Source organism: Modestobacter sp. SYSU DS0511, assembly GCF_054050755.1.
Map to the genome: position 1 here is coordinate 124,378 of NZ_JBJGZY010000005.1, position 14,790 is coordinate 139,167.

Here is a 14,790-nt window from a genome sequence, read left to right on the forward strand (position 1 = left end):
CATGGATCCCGCCACCCTGATCGGGTTCGTCATCTCCCTGGTCGCCCTGGTCGTCTTCATGATCCTGGAGGGCGCCGACCCGACGACGCTGATCTTCCTGCCGGCCATCATCCTGGTCGTCATCGCCACCTTCGGCGCGGCGCTGGCCAGCCAGACGATGACCGACCTGAAGAAGATCCCCACCTGGTTCAAGATGGCCGTCATGCCGGCCAAGGTGCCGCCGGCCACCGAGCAGATCCAGACCCTGGTCAGCCTGGCCGAGAAGGCCCGCAAGGAGGGTCTGCTCGCCCTGGAGGCGCAGGTCAAGGAGATCGAGGACCCGTTCCTCAAGCGCGGCCTGCAGATGAGCATCGACGGCACCGACCCCGAGGACCTGCGCGCCATCCTGGAGGGCGAGATCTCGGCCAAGAAGACCGAGGACAAGGTCGCGGCCAAGTTCATGAACAACATGGGCGGCTACGCGCCGACCATCGGCATCCTCGGCTGCATCGTCGGCCTGATGAACGTGATGGGCAACCTGCAGAACCCCGAGCTGCTGGGCCCCATGGTCTCGGCGGCGTTCATCGCCACCCTGTGGGGCGTCATGGCGGCCAACTTCTGGTTCCTGCCGATGGGCGCCAAGATCCTCCGGGTCAGCGCGCTGCAGGCCGCCCAGATGGAGCTGCTCGTCGAGGGGATCGCCGAGATCCAGGCGGGCACCAGCCCGCGCACCGTGCGCGCCAAGCTCACCTCCCTCGTCCCGCCCAGTGAGCAGGAGCGCGAGGCGGCATGAGCAAGAGCGGTGGGCACGGCGGCCACGGCGGCCGTCGGGCCAAGAAGCACGAGGAGCACGAGGAGCACGAGAACCACGAACGGTGGCTGGTGTCCGGCTTCGACATGATGACGCTGCTGTTCGTGCTCTTCGTGGTGCTCTACGCCATGAGCTCGATCGACCTGGCCAAGTTCACCGCCTTCGCCAACGGCGCCCGCGAGGGGGCCGGCGCCCCGGTCACCATCCTCAACGACGGGGCGGCCATCGACGCGCCGGTCGAGAACGACAGCCCGCTCAAGCCCGTGCAGGTCGCCCAGGAGGCGGCCATCGACGGCACGGCGCAGACCGAGGCCGAGAAGGCGGCTGCCGAGGCGGTCGCCAGGGAGCAGGCGCAGCAGACCGCCGCCGAGGCGCAGGCCGCCTACGACCAGCTGGCCGCCGCCCGCGCGGCGCTGCAGCAGGCGCTGGCCGCCGCCGGCATGTCCGGTGCGGCCGAGTTCGTCATCGACGAACGTGGCCTGGTGGTGCACGTCGTCAGCGACCCGGTGCTGTTCGCCCCCGAGTCCGCGGTGCTCCAGCCGCAGGGCGTCGTCGTGCTCGACGCGATGGCCCCGACGCTCGCCGCGCTGCCCAACCGGATCGAGGTCGAGGGCCACGCCAACTCCCTGCCGGTCACCCGGGGCGGCCCCTGGCCGTCGAACTGGGAGCTGTCGGTGATCCGGGCGACGACGGTGCTCCGGCACCTCACCGAGGTCGACGGGCTGCCCGAGGAACGGGTGTCCGCGTCGGGCTACAGCAGCACCCGCCCGCTGGTCCCGGACAGCGACCCGAACTACGTGACCGTCAACCGCCGGGTGGACGTGATCCTGCTGTCCACCGGCTCGGCCAAGGCCAACGCGCTGCTGCCCGGGATCGAGGCGGCCGCGCAGGCCGCCGCCCAGGCGCTCGGCAACTGAGCCGCACCACCACGACCACCGGTTCCGGCCACACCGACCACAGCACCACCGAGAGGAGTCACCCATGGCCAAGAAGAAGAAGGCCGACGTCGAGGACGACGAGTCCGCGGGCGGCGGCAAGGGAAAGCTGATGATCATCGCCCTGGTCGCGGTGCTCGCGATCGGGGGTGGCGCGTACTTCTTCCTGTTCAGCGGCTCCGGTGAGGCCGTGGCCGAGCCCGCACCCGAGGCCGGGCACGTGGTGCTGGCCATCGACCCGGTGGCCATCAACCTGGCCGGTGGCAGCTACCTCAAGCTGGGCATCGCGCTGCAGTTCACCCTCGCCTACGAGGAGAGCGCCGGCGGTGGGCACGGCGCCGGCCCCACGCCCGACGGCTCCAAGGCGCTGGACATCGCCATCGCGCACTTCTCCGGCGCGGCGCTCGGTGACGTGCAGACCAACCGCGAGGCGATGAAGGCCGCCCTGCAGGAGAAGATCATCGAGGCGTACCACGGTGACGTCTACGAGATCAACTACACCGAGTACGTGACCCAGTGAGAGGAGACCCGACGGTCTCGTCAGTGGCTGCGTCCGGCCATGCATGACCGACGGAGGTGGCCGGAGCGCCTGGCCGACCGGCTGGTGAGAGCCGGGGGCTCCTACCCGCCACCCGGCGAGCCGCGGCCGCCTGTCACGTTGCAGGTCCGGCAGGGGCCGGACGGTTCGCAGGCCGTCGTGCTCTGGGTCGCGCGCGACGTGCTCGAGTCCGAGCACCTGGCGCCGATGAGGCTGACGGCGAGCGGTGACCGCCCGATGTGGCTCGACGTGGACACCGACGTCATGGGCGCCGCCGCCGTCCCGCTCTCGTCCGTCGAGGTCCGGGTTCTCGACCGGGACGAGCACACGAGTCAGGCGGACGATGTGCGCTGAGTGCGGTTTCCCGGACCCGGGACCAGCACCCAGCGCACCTCGTCCCCCCGGCGACCAGGTCCGAGCGGCGGAGCACGTCACCCAGTAACAGCAGGGCCAACACCGCACCGGGGCGCTCCTCCCCCACGTCCCCCTGGGGTCACACCCGTGCCGGCCGGTGCCGGACTCCCGGCACCGGCTGGTCAGGGTCCGGCGGTCCCCCGCCGATGAGGACTTGCGTGAGCCTGTCCGACACCGTGGCCGACGCCCCCAGCGCGGCCCCCCGGAGCCCCGAGGGGCAGGGCCGCACGCGTCGTCGTGAGCCCCGCACCTACGACTTCCGGCGGCCGACGAAGCTCTCGCGCGAGCACGTCCGCATCCTGCAGATCACCCAGGAGTCCTTCGCCCGCCAGGCGACCACCACGCTGACCTCGCTGCTGCGCACCGGCGTCCGGGTGGAGCTGGTCGGCATCGAGCAGTTCTCCTACGACGACTACATCGCCACGCTGCCCACCTCGCACTTCGTGGCGACCTTCACCCTGGAGCCGCTGGCCGGCAAGGGCGTGCTGGCCTGGCCGCTGGACACCGCCATGGCGATGGTCGACCACATGCTCGGTGGGTCCGGCGGGGGCGAGCAGCCCGCCCGGCCGATGACCGGCATGGAGAGCGCGATCACCGGTCACCTGCTGGACCGGCTGCTCGACGAGCTCGGCGAGGCGTTCGCCCCGGTGACGCCGATCACCCCGGCGCTGGACGGCGTCGAGTACAACCCGCAGCTGGCCCAGGCCGCCTCCGGTTCGGAGACGGTCATGGTCGCCACCTACAGCATGCGCGTGGGCAGCCGGGAGCCCGACCTCACGCTGGTGCTGCCCTTCTCCTCCTTCGCCGGCCCGCTGAACAACGCCGCCTCCCCGCAGCTGTCGGAGTCCGCGCGGCACAAGCGCCAGCGGGCGTTCGAGGCGCTGACCGAGCGGCTCTTCGACGTCCCGGTCGACGTGAGCGTCCGGTTCAACCCGATCGAGGTGCCCTCGGGCGACCTGCTGTCCCTGGCGGTGGGCGACGTCCTGCTGCTGCGGCACGCCCAGGACAGCCCGCTCCAGGTCACCACCAACGACGTCACGTTCGCGCACGCCCTGCCCAGCAACCACCGGCGCCGCCTGGCCGCCGAGATCGTCCCCGACACCGCGACCGGCGGAAAGGACCCAGCATGACCACCGCCTTCGGCACCGACCGCTCGTCGGACTCCGAGACCATCGCCGCAGCGGTCGCTGCGGCGGCCCAGGCCGCTGCCGCCGCCCTCCCCGCCGAGCTGGACCTGCGTGCCGGGGACCCGGTCAGCGACCCGGAGTCCGTCCCGCTGCCGGCCGAGCCCGGCGTCGCGGTCACCGCCGCCCTGGGCGGTGAGGTCAGCGGTGACATCGTCCTGGTGCTCTCCGCCGAGATCGTCGCCGCGCTGACCAACTCCCCGGTCGGGGCGATGGACGTGCCCACGGCGCTGCGCCCGGCCCTGGAGGCCGCCGCGGCCGCGCTCGGCCGGGTGCGGGTCGCCGCCGAGCGCACCGAGGACGTCGTCGCGGCGCTGGACGGCCTGCGGGACAAGGGCGTCTTCCTCGCCGTCCCGCTGGCCGCCGGCGGGGAGATCTCGGCCACCCTGGCCCTGCAGGTCACCCTGCCCCAGCCGCGCGAGCGGCGCGGCAGCCTGGACCTGCTGCGCAACGTGGCCATGGAGGTCACCGTCGAGATCGGCCGCACCCGGATGACGGTCTCCGAGCTGCTGTCGCTCCACCCGGGTGAGGTCATCGAGCTCGACCGCGCCGCCGGCGCCCCGGCGGACCTCCTGGTCAACGGCACCCTGATCGCCCGCGGCGAGATCGTCGTGGTCGACGAGGACTTCGGCCTGCGGATCAGCGAGATCGTGACCGACGCCGCCGAGTACGGGCGCCCCCAGTGACGCAGGGCACGACGACCCGGAGTCGGCGATGACGTGGATGGTCATCCGGCTCGTGCTGTCGCTGGCCTTCGTCGCCGGGGTGCTGCTCTTCGCGGCCCGGATCGCCAAGAAGCGCGGTCTGGGTCAGGGCACCGGCGTCATCGAGGTGGTGAGCCGGCAGCGGATGGGCCGGGCCAGCAGCGTCTCGGTGCTGCGCGTCGCCGGCCGGGTGCTGGTCGTCGGGTCGACCGAGGAGCAGGTGACCCTGCTCGCCGAGCTGGAGGACGAGGAGCTGCAGACCGCGCTGGCTGCGCAGGCCCGGCCGCACGCGACCGCCTCCGACGTCGAGACCGCCGCGATGCCCGCCACCCGGGTGCCGGCGCTGGCCCGCAGCAGCTCCGGCCCGCTGGCCGGCTCGGTGCTGGACCGCGGCACGTGGACGACCGTGGTGCAGGAGCTGCGTGACCGAACGGTGCGCCGCTCGTGAGCGCGCCCGCCACGCCGGTCACCCGCGGCTGGGGCCGTCGGGCCGGCTGGGTCGCCCTGCTGGCCGTGCTGGCGGTGGTCGGGCTGGTGCTCCTGGCGGGCCCCGCGTCGGCCGCACCGACCGCGCCCACCGAGCCGATCGCCCCGGTCGCCCCGGTGGTCGACAACGGCGGGCTGGACATCAACATCGGGGGCGACAACCCCAGCACCGCGGTCACCCTGCTGCTGGCGATCACCGCGCTGTCGATCGCGCCGTCGGCGCTGCTGCTGGTCACCTCGTTCACCAAGATCCTGGTGGTCCTGGCGCTGACCCGGAACGCGCTGGGGCTGCCCACCTCCCCGCCGAACCAGGTGCTCACCGGGATCGCCCTGTTCCTGACGATCTTCGTCATGGGGCCGGTGTTCAGCGACATCAACGACGTCGCGGTGCAGCCCTACCTGGACGGCACGATCACCGCCTCGGCGGCCTACGACTCCGGCGTCCAGCCGCTCAAGGCGTTCCTGCTGGACAACACCCGCGACGACGAGCTCAAGCTGATGATCGGGTTGTCCGGCGAGGAGCGGCCCGCCGACGCCGCGTCGGTCAGCATGATGACCCTGGTCCCGGCGTTCGTGCTCTCGGAGCTGAAGAGCGCCTTCATCATCGGGCTGGTCGTGTTCATCCCGTTCCTGGTGCTGGACATGCTGGTCAGCGCCTCGCTGATGGCGATGGGCATGATGATGGTGCCGCCGACGGTCGTCTCGCTGCCCTTCAAGCTGCTGCTGTTCGTCATCGTGGACGGCTGGGCGCTGATCACCACCGCGCTGGTCGGGTCGTACGGATGACCGCCCGGATGAGCGGGGGCCGGCATGTCTGACGCCGACGTCACCGAGATCGCCACCCAGACGATGATCATCGCGGCGAAGGTCGCGGCCCCCATCCTGCTGACCGCCCTGCTGGTCGGCTTCATGATCTCGCTGTTCCAGGCAGCGACCCAGATCCAGGAACCGACGCTGTCGTTCGTGCCGAAGATGATCGCGGTGGCCATCGCGCTGCTGGTGACCGGCAACTGGGTGCTCGCGGAGCTGGTCTCCTTCACCGAGCACCTGTTCGAGTCGCTGCCGCGGTTGCTCGGCAGGAGCTGAGGGCACCGGTGGACCTCCAGGTCCCCTCGGCGACGCTGGCCGCGCTCCTGCTGGCCACCGTGCGCGCCGGCGGGTTCATCGTGCTGGCCCCGCCGTTCAACTCGAACGGCATCCCGCTGGCGGTCAAGGGCGCGCTCGCCGTGGCGCTGTCGCTGGTGGTGTTCCCCCAGCTGACGGGCACGATGCCGGAGATCACCGCGGGCTTCCTCGTCGTCTGCACGATCACCGAGGCGGTCATCGGGGCCGCGCTCGGCTTCGTCGTCCAGGTGCTCTTCACCGCCGTGCAGCTGGCCGGTGACCTCATCGACGTCACCGGCGGCTTCTCGCTGCAGCCGGCCTACGACCCGCTGTCGCTCACCACCAACGCGGCGATCGGCAAGCTGCACTACCTGCTGGCGATCACCCTGCTGTTCACCAGCGGCGGCCACCTGCTGCTGGTCCGCGGCTTCGTCACCTCCTACCAGGGGCTCCCGGTGGGCGGCGCGCTGCCCACCGACCAGCTGGGGTCGGCGCTGGTCACCGCCTTCTCCATGATGTTCCTGGCCGCCCTGCAGATCGCCGGGCCGATGGTGGCGGTGCTGCTGCTCGCCGACGTCGCGCTGGCGCTGCTGTCCCGCGCCGCCCCGGCGCTGAACATCTTCGCCATCGGCTTCCCGGTGAAGATCATGACCACCCTGGCCCTGCTCGGGCTCACCTTCCCGCTGCTCCCGCCCGCCCTGGACTCCCTCATGGAGACCGCGGTGCGGGCGATGACCTCGTTGCGGAGCGGCTAGTGGACGTCCCGGGAGGTGAGGACTGATGGCCAAGGACGGGCCGGGCGGTGAGAAGACAGAGAAGCCGACACCGCAGAAGCTCAAGCAGTCCCGCAAGGACGGGCAGATCCCGCGGACCCAGGAACTGGGCACGTGGCTGGGTGCCGCTGCGGCGAGCGTGCTGCTGCCGATGCTGGTGGGCAGTGCGTTCGACTCCGGGCAGGAGCTGTTCGTGCAGGTCGGCGTGGTGGCCAACAACCCGGATCAGGCTGCGCTCTCGGAACTGATGGGGCGGGCGCTCAGCGCCTTCCTCACCACCCTGCTGCCGATGGCGCTGGCGATGATGCTGATCGGCGCGCTGGCCTCCGCGTCCCAGGGCGGGGTCACCATCGCCACCAAGGGGATGAAGCCGACGCTGAAGAAGTTCAACCCGCTGCCCGGCTTCAAGCGGATGTTCGGCACGCACGGCCTCTGGGAGGCGACCAAGGCCATCATCAAGACGATCGCTCTCGCCACGGTCATCGCGCTGACCTCGGACGACGCCCAGCACCTGGTCTCCGCCTCCGGATCGCTGCCGCTGTCGGAGATCACCCGGGTGTTCACCGACTCGGCCGTGCTGATGTTCCGCGTCGTCGGGTTCACCGGCCTGGCGATCGCGCTCGCGGACTACCTGGTGGTCCGCAAGCAGACGATGACGAAGCTGAAGATGAGCAAGTACGAGATCAAGCAGGAGCACAAGCAGTCCGAGGGCGACCCGTACATGAAGGCCCAGCGGCGGGCCACCCAGCTGTCGATGTCCCGCAACCGGATGATGTCGGAGATGGCCGACGCCGACGTGCTGCTGGTCAACCCCACGCACGTGGCCGTCGCGCTGAAGTACGACCCGATGAAGGGCGCCCCCCGGGTGGTCGCCAAGGGCGCCGGCGAGGTCGCCGCACGGCTGCGCGCCCGGGCCGAGGAGTGCCGGGTGCCGATGGTGCAGGACGTGCCGCTGGCCCGCGCCCTGCACGGGTCGTGCGAGCTCGGGCAGGAGGTGCCGCCCCAGCTGTTCACCGCGGTCGCCCGGGTGCTGGCGTTCGTCATGCACCTGTCCGCGCGCGGCGTGCGCGGCGGGATGCACCGGCCTGGGTTCGAGGCACCCGAGGTGGACGGCCTGCCCAAGGCCGGACGGCGCCGCTGAGGAGGGAGCCCCGAGGGCCCGCCTGCCCCTGGCCGCCTCCCGGGGCCCGGCCCGAGCCCCGGGAGGCGCGGGGCGGCGGGGGTCCTCCTCCCGCGGCGGGGCCTGCGGGAGGGCCACGCCTGGGGCGCGCGGCGCGGCTGTGACGCACGGTGTGGCACTCCGCCGTGCGGTACCGGCCGTTCCCGGGACTGCCGAGAACGGCGGTGGAGGGGCGCTGCGGCGCTCCGGTCACCGCCGGCACTGCAGCACAGGAACGAGGTCTCGTGGGCAAGCTGACGAAGGCAGCCGTCCCCATCGGGGTCGTCTCCATCGTCCTGATGCTCGTCGTCCCGCTGCCGGCCGCCGTGCTGGACCTGCTGCTGGGCCTCAACATCACGGCGTCACTGCTGATCCTGCTGGTCGCGATGAACATCAAGCGGCCGCTGGAGTTCGCGATCTTCCCGTCGCTGGTGCTGATCGCGACGCTGATGCGCCTGGCGCTGAACGTCTCCTCCACCCGGCTGGTGCTCAGCGACGGCTACGCCGGCAAGGTCATCGAGGCCTTCGGTCACTTCGTCATCGGCGGCTCGCTGATCGTCGGCCTGGTGATCTTCGTGATCCTCACGATCATCCAGTTCGTCGTGATCACCAACGGTGCCGGCCGCGTCGCCGAGGTGGGCGCGCGCTTCACCCTCGACGCCATGCCGGGCAAGCAGATGGCGATCGACGCCGACCTGAACGCCGGGCTGATCAACGAGTCGCAGGCCCGCAAGCGCCGCCGCGAGGTGACCGCCGAAGCGGACTTCTACGGCTCGATGGACGGTGCCAGCAAGTTCGTCAAGGGCGATGCGATCGCGGCCATCATCGTCACGCTGATCAACCTGATCGGCGGCTTCGCGATCGGGATCATGCAGCGGGGTCTCTCCCCCGCCGAGTCGGTGTCGACCTACTCGCTGCTGTCGGTCGGCGACGGCCTGGTCTCGCAGATCCCGGCGCTGCTCATCTCCACCGCGACCGGCCTGATCGTCACGCGCTCGGCGTCCGAGGGCAACATGGGTCACGACCTGATGACCCAGCTGGGCCGCAACAAGCAGCCGGTGCGGATCGCCGGCATCGCCGCGCTGGCGCTGTGCCTGATCCCCGGCCTGCCCAAGCTGCCGTTCTTCCTCATCGGTGCGCTGTTCCTCTTCGCCTCCACCCGGATGACCGACGCGCCGGACGAGGACGACGACGAGACCCCCGCCACCGACGTCGCGGCCGCCGAGCCGCAGCCGGACTCCCCGGAGGCGATCGCCGACCGGATGCGGGTCGACCCGCTGGAGCTGGAGGTCGCCTTCGACCTGGTCGAGCTGGTCGACACCGCCCGCGGCGGCGACCTGCTGGACCGGGTGAAGGCCCTGCGGCGCAAGGTCGCGATGGAGACCGGGCTGGTCATCCCGCTGGTCCGCACCCGGGACAACCTGGACCTGCCGGCCTCGCAGTACGTCATCTGGCTCAACGGCGTCCCCGCGGCCAAGGGCACCTCGCCCGCCGGCACGGTCCTCGCGATCGGCGACCACCTCGACGGGCTGCCCGGCAAGGCCACCCGCGAGCCGGTGTTCGGGCTGGCCGCCAAGTGGGTGCCCGCCGAGCTGCAGCGGCAGGCCGAGATGGCCGGGGCCACCGTCGTCGACCGCTCCTCGGTGATCACCACGCACCTGGCCGAGGTCGTCCGGCAGAACGCCTCGTCGCTGCTGGGCCGGGAGGACGTCAAGGTGCTGGTGGAGATGGTCCGGCGCACCCACCCCGCGGTCGTCGAGGAGCTCACCCCGACGCTGCTCAGCCTGGGCGAGGTGCAGCGCGTGCTCCAGGCGCTGCTGGACGAGGGCGTCTCGATCCGCGACCTGGTCCGCATCTTCGAGGCCCTCTCGCTGCGCGCCAAGATCTCCACCGACCTGGACGGGCTGGTCGAGGCGGTGCGTGCCGCGCTCGGCGCTGCGATCAGCCACCCCTACGTCACCCCGGACGAGCGGCTGCACGTGATCACCCTGGACCCGACGTTCGAGCAGCGACTGCTGGAGGCGGTCCGGCCGACCGAGGGCGGTCAGGTGCTCGCCCTGGACGGCAACACCGTCGACGCGCTGGTCCGCGGCTGCACCGACCTCTTGGAAGAGGCCGACCGGATGAACCTCTCCCCCGTCCTCGTGTGCTCGCCGCAGGTGCGCGCCGCGCTGTCCCGCCTGGTCCGCCAGGTCCTGCCCCGGCTGTCGGTCATCTCCTACAACGAGGTGTCCCGCACGGCCCAGATCGAGTCACTGGGAGTGGTGAGCGGTGCCGTCGCGATCCGTTGAGGCCGCCACGCGGGACGAGGCGATCGCCGCGGCGCGCGAGGAGTTCGGGCCGGCCGCGCGCATCGTGGGCGTGCGCCGGATCAGGACCGGTGGGATGTTCGGCTTCTTCGCCTCGGAGCGCTACGTCGCCGAGGTGGAGCTGCCACGCACGCCCGACCCCGCCCCGGCGACCCCGGCGACCCCGGAGGCCACCCGCCGGGTCACCGCCGCGGCCGCCGCCAAGGCCGCCCAGCCCTCGCTGGCCGAGCGGATGGAGGAGCTCTCCGACCTGCTCGGCGTGGCCCCCGCTGCCGAGCCGGCCGTGGGGCTGTACTCGCGCCCCGGTGCGCCCCGGGCCGAGGCCGCCGCGGCCGCCCCCGCCGCCCGGTCCGCCGCATCGCCGTCCCGCACCGCATCGCCGTCCTCCCCCACCGCGCCGTCCTCCCGCACCGCGCCGTCCTCCCGCTCCTCCGCGACGAGCCGCGTGTCGTCGGCGAAGGGCACGGGCTCCGCACGGGCGGCGGCATCGGCCGCCACGCCGTTCACCCCGGCCCGGCACACCCTCATGCTGTCGCCCGACGAGCTCGCCGAGACCCCGCTGACCGGCGAGGAACCGATGAGCGGGGACACCGGCGCCGCCCCCTCCCCGTTCGCCGCCGCGCTCACCCGGATGGTGTCCAGCGACGCGCAGGTGCAGTCGGCGGTGGCCGACGTCGCGGTGGCCGAGGCCGCCGCCGCCGAGGCCGCGCGGCTGGAGTCCGAGGCGGCCGACGCCGCACGTCGTGAGGCAGCGGCCGCCGAGGCCGCCCGGATCGAGGCGGCCGCCGCCCAGGCCGTCGCGGCCGAGGCCGCCCGCCTGCAGGCCGCCCGGCTGGAGGCCGCGGCCGCCGAGGCCGCCCGCCTGGAAGCCGCCCGCATCACCGCCGAGGCGGAGGCCGCCGCCGCGGCCGAGGCCGCCCGGATCAAGGCGGAGGCGGAGGCGGAGGCCGCCGCGGAAGCCGCCCGGATCAAGGCCGAGGCGGAGGCGGAGGCCGCCGCGGAAGCCGCCCGCATCCGCGCCGAGGCCGAGGCCGCGGCTGCCGAAGCCGCCGCCGAGGCCGCCCGCATCCGCGCCGAGGCCGAGGCCGCGGCTGCCGCGGAGGCCGCCCGCCTGGAGGCCGCGCGGGTCGAGGCCGCCCAGCTGGAGGCGACTCGCCTGGAGGCCGCGCGCGCTCAGGCCGAGGCCGAGGCCGCCGAGACGTCCGCCCGGGCGGCGGCCGAGGCCGCCCGCACGGCCGCGGAAGCCGAGGCGGCCGCCGAGGCCGGGCGCCGGGGAGCTCCCCTCTCCATGGTCGACTCCGTGCGCAGCGCCGACGACGAGCTGGCCGACCTGCTCGAGCAGGTCCTGGCGGCCAACGGTTCGGGCCGCGGCCGGCACCGCTTCCCCGAGCAGGTCGCCGAGGCGGCCGAGTGGACCCAGGCAGCCGAGTGGACCCAGGCAGCCGAGTGGACCCAGGCAGCCGAGTGGACCGAGGCACCGGCCACGGCCGAGTTCGCCCTGCCCGGGATGGCCGACGCCCGGCCCGCGGTGCCCCCGGTCCGCGACGTCCCGCAGCCGTGGGCCTACGCCCCCGCCGACGTCGACGCGGCTGACGCGATCGGCGCCTACGACACCGGCGCCTACCGGTTCGACGGCCACGGCGACCGGGCTCCGGCCGCCACCGGCCCGCAGCGGGTGGTCGACGCCGTCCTGGTCGAGGAGGCGCCGCGGCGCAGCGACGCCCGGCAGCCCGAGGCCGTCGAGGAGTTCCGGCTGGCCGCACCGGTGGTCTCCTCGGCCCTGGCCCGCACCGCGAGCGACCCGGCTCCGCTGCCGCTGGACGCCACCACCGTGCTGCCGCCGCTGTCCCTGCTGCCCCCGCAGCGGGCCGGTGGTCTCGACGGCGCGCCGCCGCTGCTGCGGTCCCGGCCGGCCGTGCCACCGGTGCGCGGGGGCCGTCCGCCGGTGCCCCCGGCCCGCCCCGCCGGCAGCCGGCTCCCGCTGGTCACCCGGCCGGTGCGCATCGAGCTGCCCGCCGCCCCCACCCCGCCGGCCGCACCCGCGCCCGAGCCCGAGCCCGAGGGCCAGCTGGCCACGGTGACCCGCCTGGTGCCGGCCCGGTCGGCCGAGCTCGAGCCCTACGCGGCCAGCCGCGCCGAGGAGTTCGTCATCCGGCTGCTCACCCTCGGGGTGCCGCACACGCTGCTGGGCCCGGACTTCCTCGCCGACGTCGCCGCCCGCGGGGTGTACGCGGCGCTCACCCGGACCTTCACCGACCACCTGCCGCAGGCACCGCGGTTCCCCGTCGATCCGGGCGAGGTGCTGCTGGTCGTCGGGCCGGGCGCGGAGACCTTCGCGACGGCGCGCGCCCTGGCGCTCACGCTGCGACTGGACCCCGAGACGGTGCAGTGGGCCAGCTCCGGTGCGCTCGCGCACCTCGCTCCGCAGCACAGCCGGATCAGCTCCCTGGAGACCGCCCTCGAGCGTCGCCGGACCAGCGCGTCGGCCGGCACGGTCACGATCGTCGCCGTCGACGCGCCGCTGCGCACCGCCGGCGGACCGTGGCTGGAGCACATGCTGGCCGTCTGGTCGCCGACCTCGGTGTGGGCCGTGCTCGACTCGACCCGCAAGCCCGAGGACCTGGTGCCGTGGCTGGGCGGGCTGCCCCGGGTCGACGCGGTGGTCGTGCAGGACACCGACTCGACCGCTGACCCGGCCGCCGTGCTCGGTCACCTCCAGGTGCCGGTGGCGCTGATCGACGGCGCCCGGGCGACCGCCCACCGCTGGGCCTCGCTGCTGTGCGAGCGGCTGGAGGAGCTGGAGGCGTGATCGGCCCGTTCCGCAAGGACGTGCTGGTGACCGGCTTCGTGCTGGCCATCCCCGTCCTCGCGCTCGGTCTCCGAGGTGACCTGAGCACCGACGAGGTGCTCACCCGCGTGCTGTGGTGCCTGGGCGCCGGGTGGGTGACCGTCGGGCTGGTGCTCTGGGCCACCGCTCCCGCCCGGACGACGGCCCGGAAGCCGGCCCGGAAGCCGGCCACCGCGCCGGTGCCCGAGCCCGCACCGGAGCAGCCGACCACCCCCTGACCGACCCGCTCACGCACGTCCCACGCTCTTCACCCGCGTTCCACGCGCCGCAGCACGGGGGGCGCGAGCGAAGAGCGTGGGAACCCAGCGTCGAGGGGTCCCGCCGTCCACTTCCCACGGCGTTGTCCACAGATGTCCCGGGGCCGCCGGCCGACGCCCCGGACGACGGCACGGTGGCCGCATGGAACCCATGACCGGCCCACCGGCCCTGGTGCTGCGGCGCCGGGCCCTCGCCTCCGGCCTGGTCGACGACGAGATCCGCCGGTTCCGCCGGCGCGGCGAGTGGACGACGCTGCAGCGCGGCGCCTACCTGGCGGAACCGGGAGACCTCGACCGCCGGCAGCGGCACCTCCTCCGGGTGCGAGCCACCGTGGCCGGCCTGCGCACCCCAGCGGTGGTGAGTCACGCCTCGGCCGCGGTCGTGCACGGCCTCCCGCTGTGGGCCATCCCGCTCGATCGCGTGCACGTCACCCGGCAGCCGCCCGCACGCGCCGTCCGGGAGAGCCGCCTGCACTCCCACGCCGCGCGTTTCACGGTGGACGACGCAGTGGTGGTCGACGGACTGGCGGTCACCAGCGTTCCCCGCACGGTGGTCGACCTCGCGCGCTCCCTGCCGTTCGAGCCGGCGCTCGCCGTGGCCGACGCCGCGCTGCACCGGGGCCTGACGACGCCCGCCGAGCTCGCCGACGTCGTGACGGCGGCGAGCGGCACCCGGGGCAGCCGGGGGGCCCGGCGGGTGGTGGCCGCCGCTGATCGGCGCAGCGAGAGCATCGGCGAGAGCCGCAGCCGGGCGGTGATGATCGAGGCCGGGCTGCCGGTGCCCGACCTCCAGGTGGAGGTCCGCCGTTCGGACGGCGGGTTCGTCGGCCGCAGCGACTTCGGCTGGCGGCAGCAGCGGCTGCTCGGGGAGTTCGACGGCCGCCTCAAGTACGGCCGACTGCTCCGTCCGGGCCAGTCACCCGGGGATGCTGTGTTCGAGGAGAAGCGGCGGGAGGACGCCCTCCGGGAGGAACGGTGGGGCGTCGTCCGCTGGGTGTGGGCCGAGCTGGACACCCGGCAGGTCGTCGTCGACCGGATCGACCGGGCCCTCGCCCGCCAGCTCCGATGACGTGCGTCCCACGCTTCTCGCGCTCTTCCCACGCACCGGAGCACGTGGACAGCGACCGAAGAGCGTGGAAAGCGGGGCGCCCGGCCCGGCACCGCGGCGGAGGACGCACCGGCTCCGGGGGGGGGGGGGGGGGGGGGGGGGGGGGGGGGGGGGGGGGGGGGGGGGGGGGGGGGGGGGGGGGGGGGGGGGGGGGGGGGGGGGGGGGGGCTTGGTCTCGGTG

General features: G+C 73.7%; 15 protein-coding genes. All 15 read left to right on the top strand.

Features of this window, described 5'->3' with window-relative positions:
- Position 1: 1 nt before the first annotated feature.
- A complete protein-coding gene (locus ACI783_RS04495; protein WP_457084781.1) occupies positions 2-772 on the top strand; it encodes a motility protein A in 771 nt (256 codons plus the stop codon).
- Positions 769-1,707 (top strand): flagellar motor protein MotB, encoded by a 939-nt coding sequence (locus tag ACI783_RS04500; protein WP_457139322.1) that lies wholly within the window; start codon positions 769-771, stop codon positions 1,705-1,707. Before ACI783_RS04495 ends, ACI783_RS04500 begins: the two co-directional genes overlap by 4 nt.
- 64 nt (positions 1,708-1,771) lie before the next feature.
- Positions 1,772-2,245 (top strand): flagellar basal body-associated FliL family protein, encoded by a 474-nt coding sequence (locus ACI783_RS04505; protein ID WP_457139323.1) that lies wholly within the window; start codon positions 1,772-1,774, stop codon positions 2,243-2,245.
- 138 nt (positions 2,246-2,383) lie between these two features.
- Positions 2,384-2,617: a hypothetical protein gene (locus ACI783_RS04510; protein WP_457139324.1), complete on the top strand. Its 234-nt coding sequence runs from the start codon at positions 2,384-2,386 to the stop codon at positions 2,615-2,617.
- 218 nt (positions 2,618-2,835) lie between these two features.
- On the top strand, positions 2,836-3,807 hold the full coding sequence (locus ACI783_RS04515; protein ID WP_457139325.1) for a flagellar motor switch protein FliM: 972 nt from the start codon (positions 2,836-2,838) through the stop codon (positions 3,805-3,807).
- A complete protein-coding gene (gene fliN / locus ACI783_RS04520) occupies positions 3,804-4,547 on the top strand; it encodes a flagellar motor switch protein FliN (protein WP_457084777.1) in 744 nt (247 codons plus the stop codon). Before ACI783_RS04515 ends, fliN begins: the two co-directional genes overlap by 4 nt.
- 28 nt (positions 4,548-4,575) lie before the next feature.
- On the top strand, positions 4,576-5,013 hold the full coding sequence (locus ACI783_RS04525) for a FliO/MopB family protein (protein ID WP_457139326.1): 438 nt from the start codon (positions 4,576-4,578) through the stop codon (positions 5,011-5,013).
- Positions 5,010-5,837 carry a flagellar type III secretion system pore protein FliP gene (fliP, locus tag ACI783_RS04530; protein WP_457139327.1) on the top strand — a complete coding sequence of 276 codons (828 nt, stop codon included), beginning with the start codon at positions 5,010-5,012 and terminating at the stop codon, positions 5,835-5,837. The genes ACI783_RS04525 and fliP overlap by 4 nt, the downstream gene beginning before the upstream one ends.
- 24 nt (positions 5,838-5,861) lie before the next feature.
- Positions 5,862-6,137, top strand: a complete 276-nt coding sequence (gene fliQ / locus ACI783_RS04535; RefSeq protein ID WP_457084774.1) for a flagellar biosynthesis protein FliQ — start codon at positions 5,862-5,864, stop codon at positions 6,135-6,137.
- Between the two features lie 8 nt (positions 6,138-6,145).
- Entirely contained in the window at positions 6,146-6,910 is a 765-nt protein-coding gene (gene fliR / locus ACI783_RS04540) for a flagellar biosynthetic protein FliR (RefSeq protein ID WP_457084773.1), read from the top strand.
- 25 nt (positions 6,911-6,935) lie between these two features.
- A complete protein-coding gene (locus ACI783_RS04545; protein ID WP_457139328.1) occupies positions 6,936-8,069 on the top strand; it encodes an EscU/YscU/HrcU family type III secretion system export apparatus switch protein in 1,134 nt (377 codons plus the stop codon).
- Between the two features lie 263 nt (positions 8,070-8,332).
- On the top strand, positions 8,333-10,378 hold the full coding sequence (gene flhA / locus ACI783_RS04550; protein ID WP_457139329.1) for a flagellar biosynthesis protein FlhA: 2,046 nt from the start codon (positions 8,333-8,335) through the stop codon (positions 10,376-10,378).
- Positions 10,359-13,205, top strand: coding sequence for a hypothetical protein (locus ACI783_RS04555; protein WP_457139330.1), 2,847 nt, complete (start codon positions 10,359-10,361; stop codon positions 13,203-13,205). The genes flhA and ACI783_RS04555 overlap by 20 nt, the downstream gene beginning before the upstream one ends.
- Complete coding sequence (locus tag ACI783_RS04560) at positions 13,202-13,462, top strand: hypothetical protein (protein ID WP_457139331.1); 261 nt, start codon at positions 13,202-13,204, stop codon at positions 13,460-13,462. Before ACI783_RS04555 ends, ACI783_RS04560 begins: the two co-directional genes overlap by 4 nt.
- 181 nt (positions 13,463-13,643) lie before the next feature.
- The gene (locus ACI783_RS04565; protein ID WP_457139332.1) at positions 13,644-14,570 is read left to right on the top strand and encodes a hypothetical protein; all 927 of its coding nucleotides are present in this window, start codon (positions 13,644-13,646) and stop codon (positions 14,568-14,570) included.
- Positions 14,571-14,790 lie beyond the last annotated feature (220 nt).

What these genes read in the sequence shown, in the direction of transcription:
- ACI783_RS04545 (WP_457139328.1), top strand. Translation starts at nt 6,936, where the DNA reads ATGGCCAAGGACGGGCCGGGCGGTGAGAAGACAGAGAAGCCGACACCG.
- fliQ (WP_457084774.1), top strand. Translation starts at nt 5,862, where the DNA reads ATGTCTGACGCCGACGTCACCGAGATCGCCACCCAGACGATGATCATC.
- fliN (WP_457084777.1), top strand. Translation starts at nt 3,804, where the DNA reads ATGACCACCGCCTTCGGCACCGACCGCTCGTCGGACTCCGAGACCATC.
- ACI783_RS04495 (WP_457084781.1), top strand. Translation starts at nt 2, where the DNA reads ATGGATCCCGCCACCCTGATCGGGTTCGTCATCTCCCTGGTCGCCCTG.
- ACI783_RS04505 (WP_457139323.1), top strand. Translation starts at nt 1,772, where the DNA reads ATGGCCAAGAAGAAGAAGGCCGACGTCGAGGACGACGAGTCCGCGGGC.
- ACI783_RS04500 (WP_457139322.1), top strand. Translation starts at nt 769, where the DNA reads ATGAGCAAGAGCGGTGGGCACGGCGGCCACGGCGGCCGTCGGGCCAAG.
- ACI783_RS04565 (WP_457139332.1), top strand. Translation starts at nt 13,644, where the DNA reads ATGGAACCCATGACCGGCCCACCGGCCCTGGTGCTGCGGCGCCGGGCC.
- ACI783_RS04525 (WP_457139326.1), top strand. Translation starts at nt 4,576, where the DNA reads ATGACGTGGATGGTCATCCGGCTCGTGCTGTCGCTGGCCTTCGTCGCC.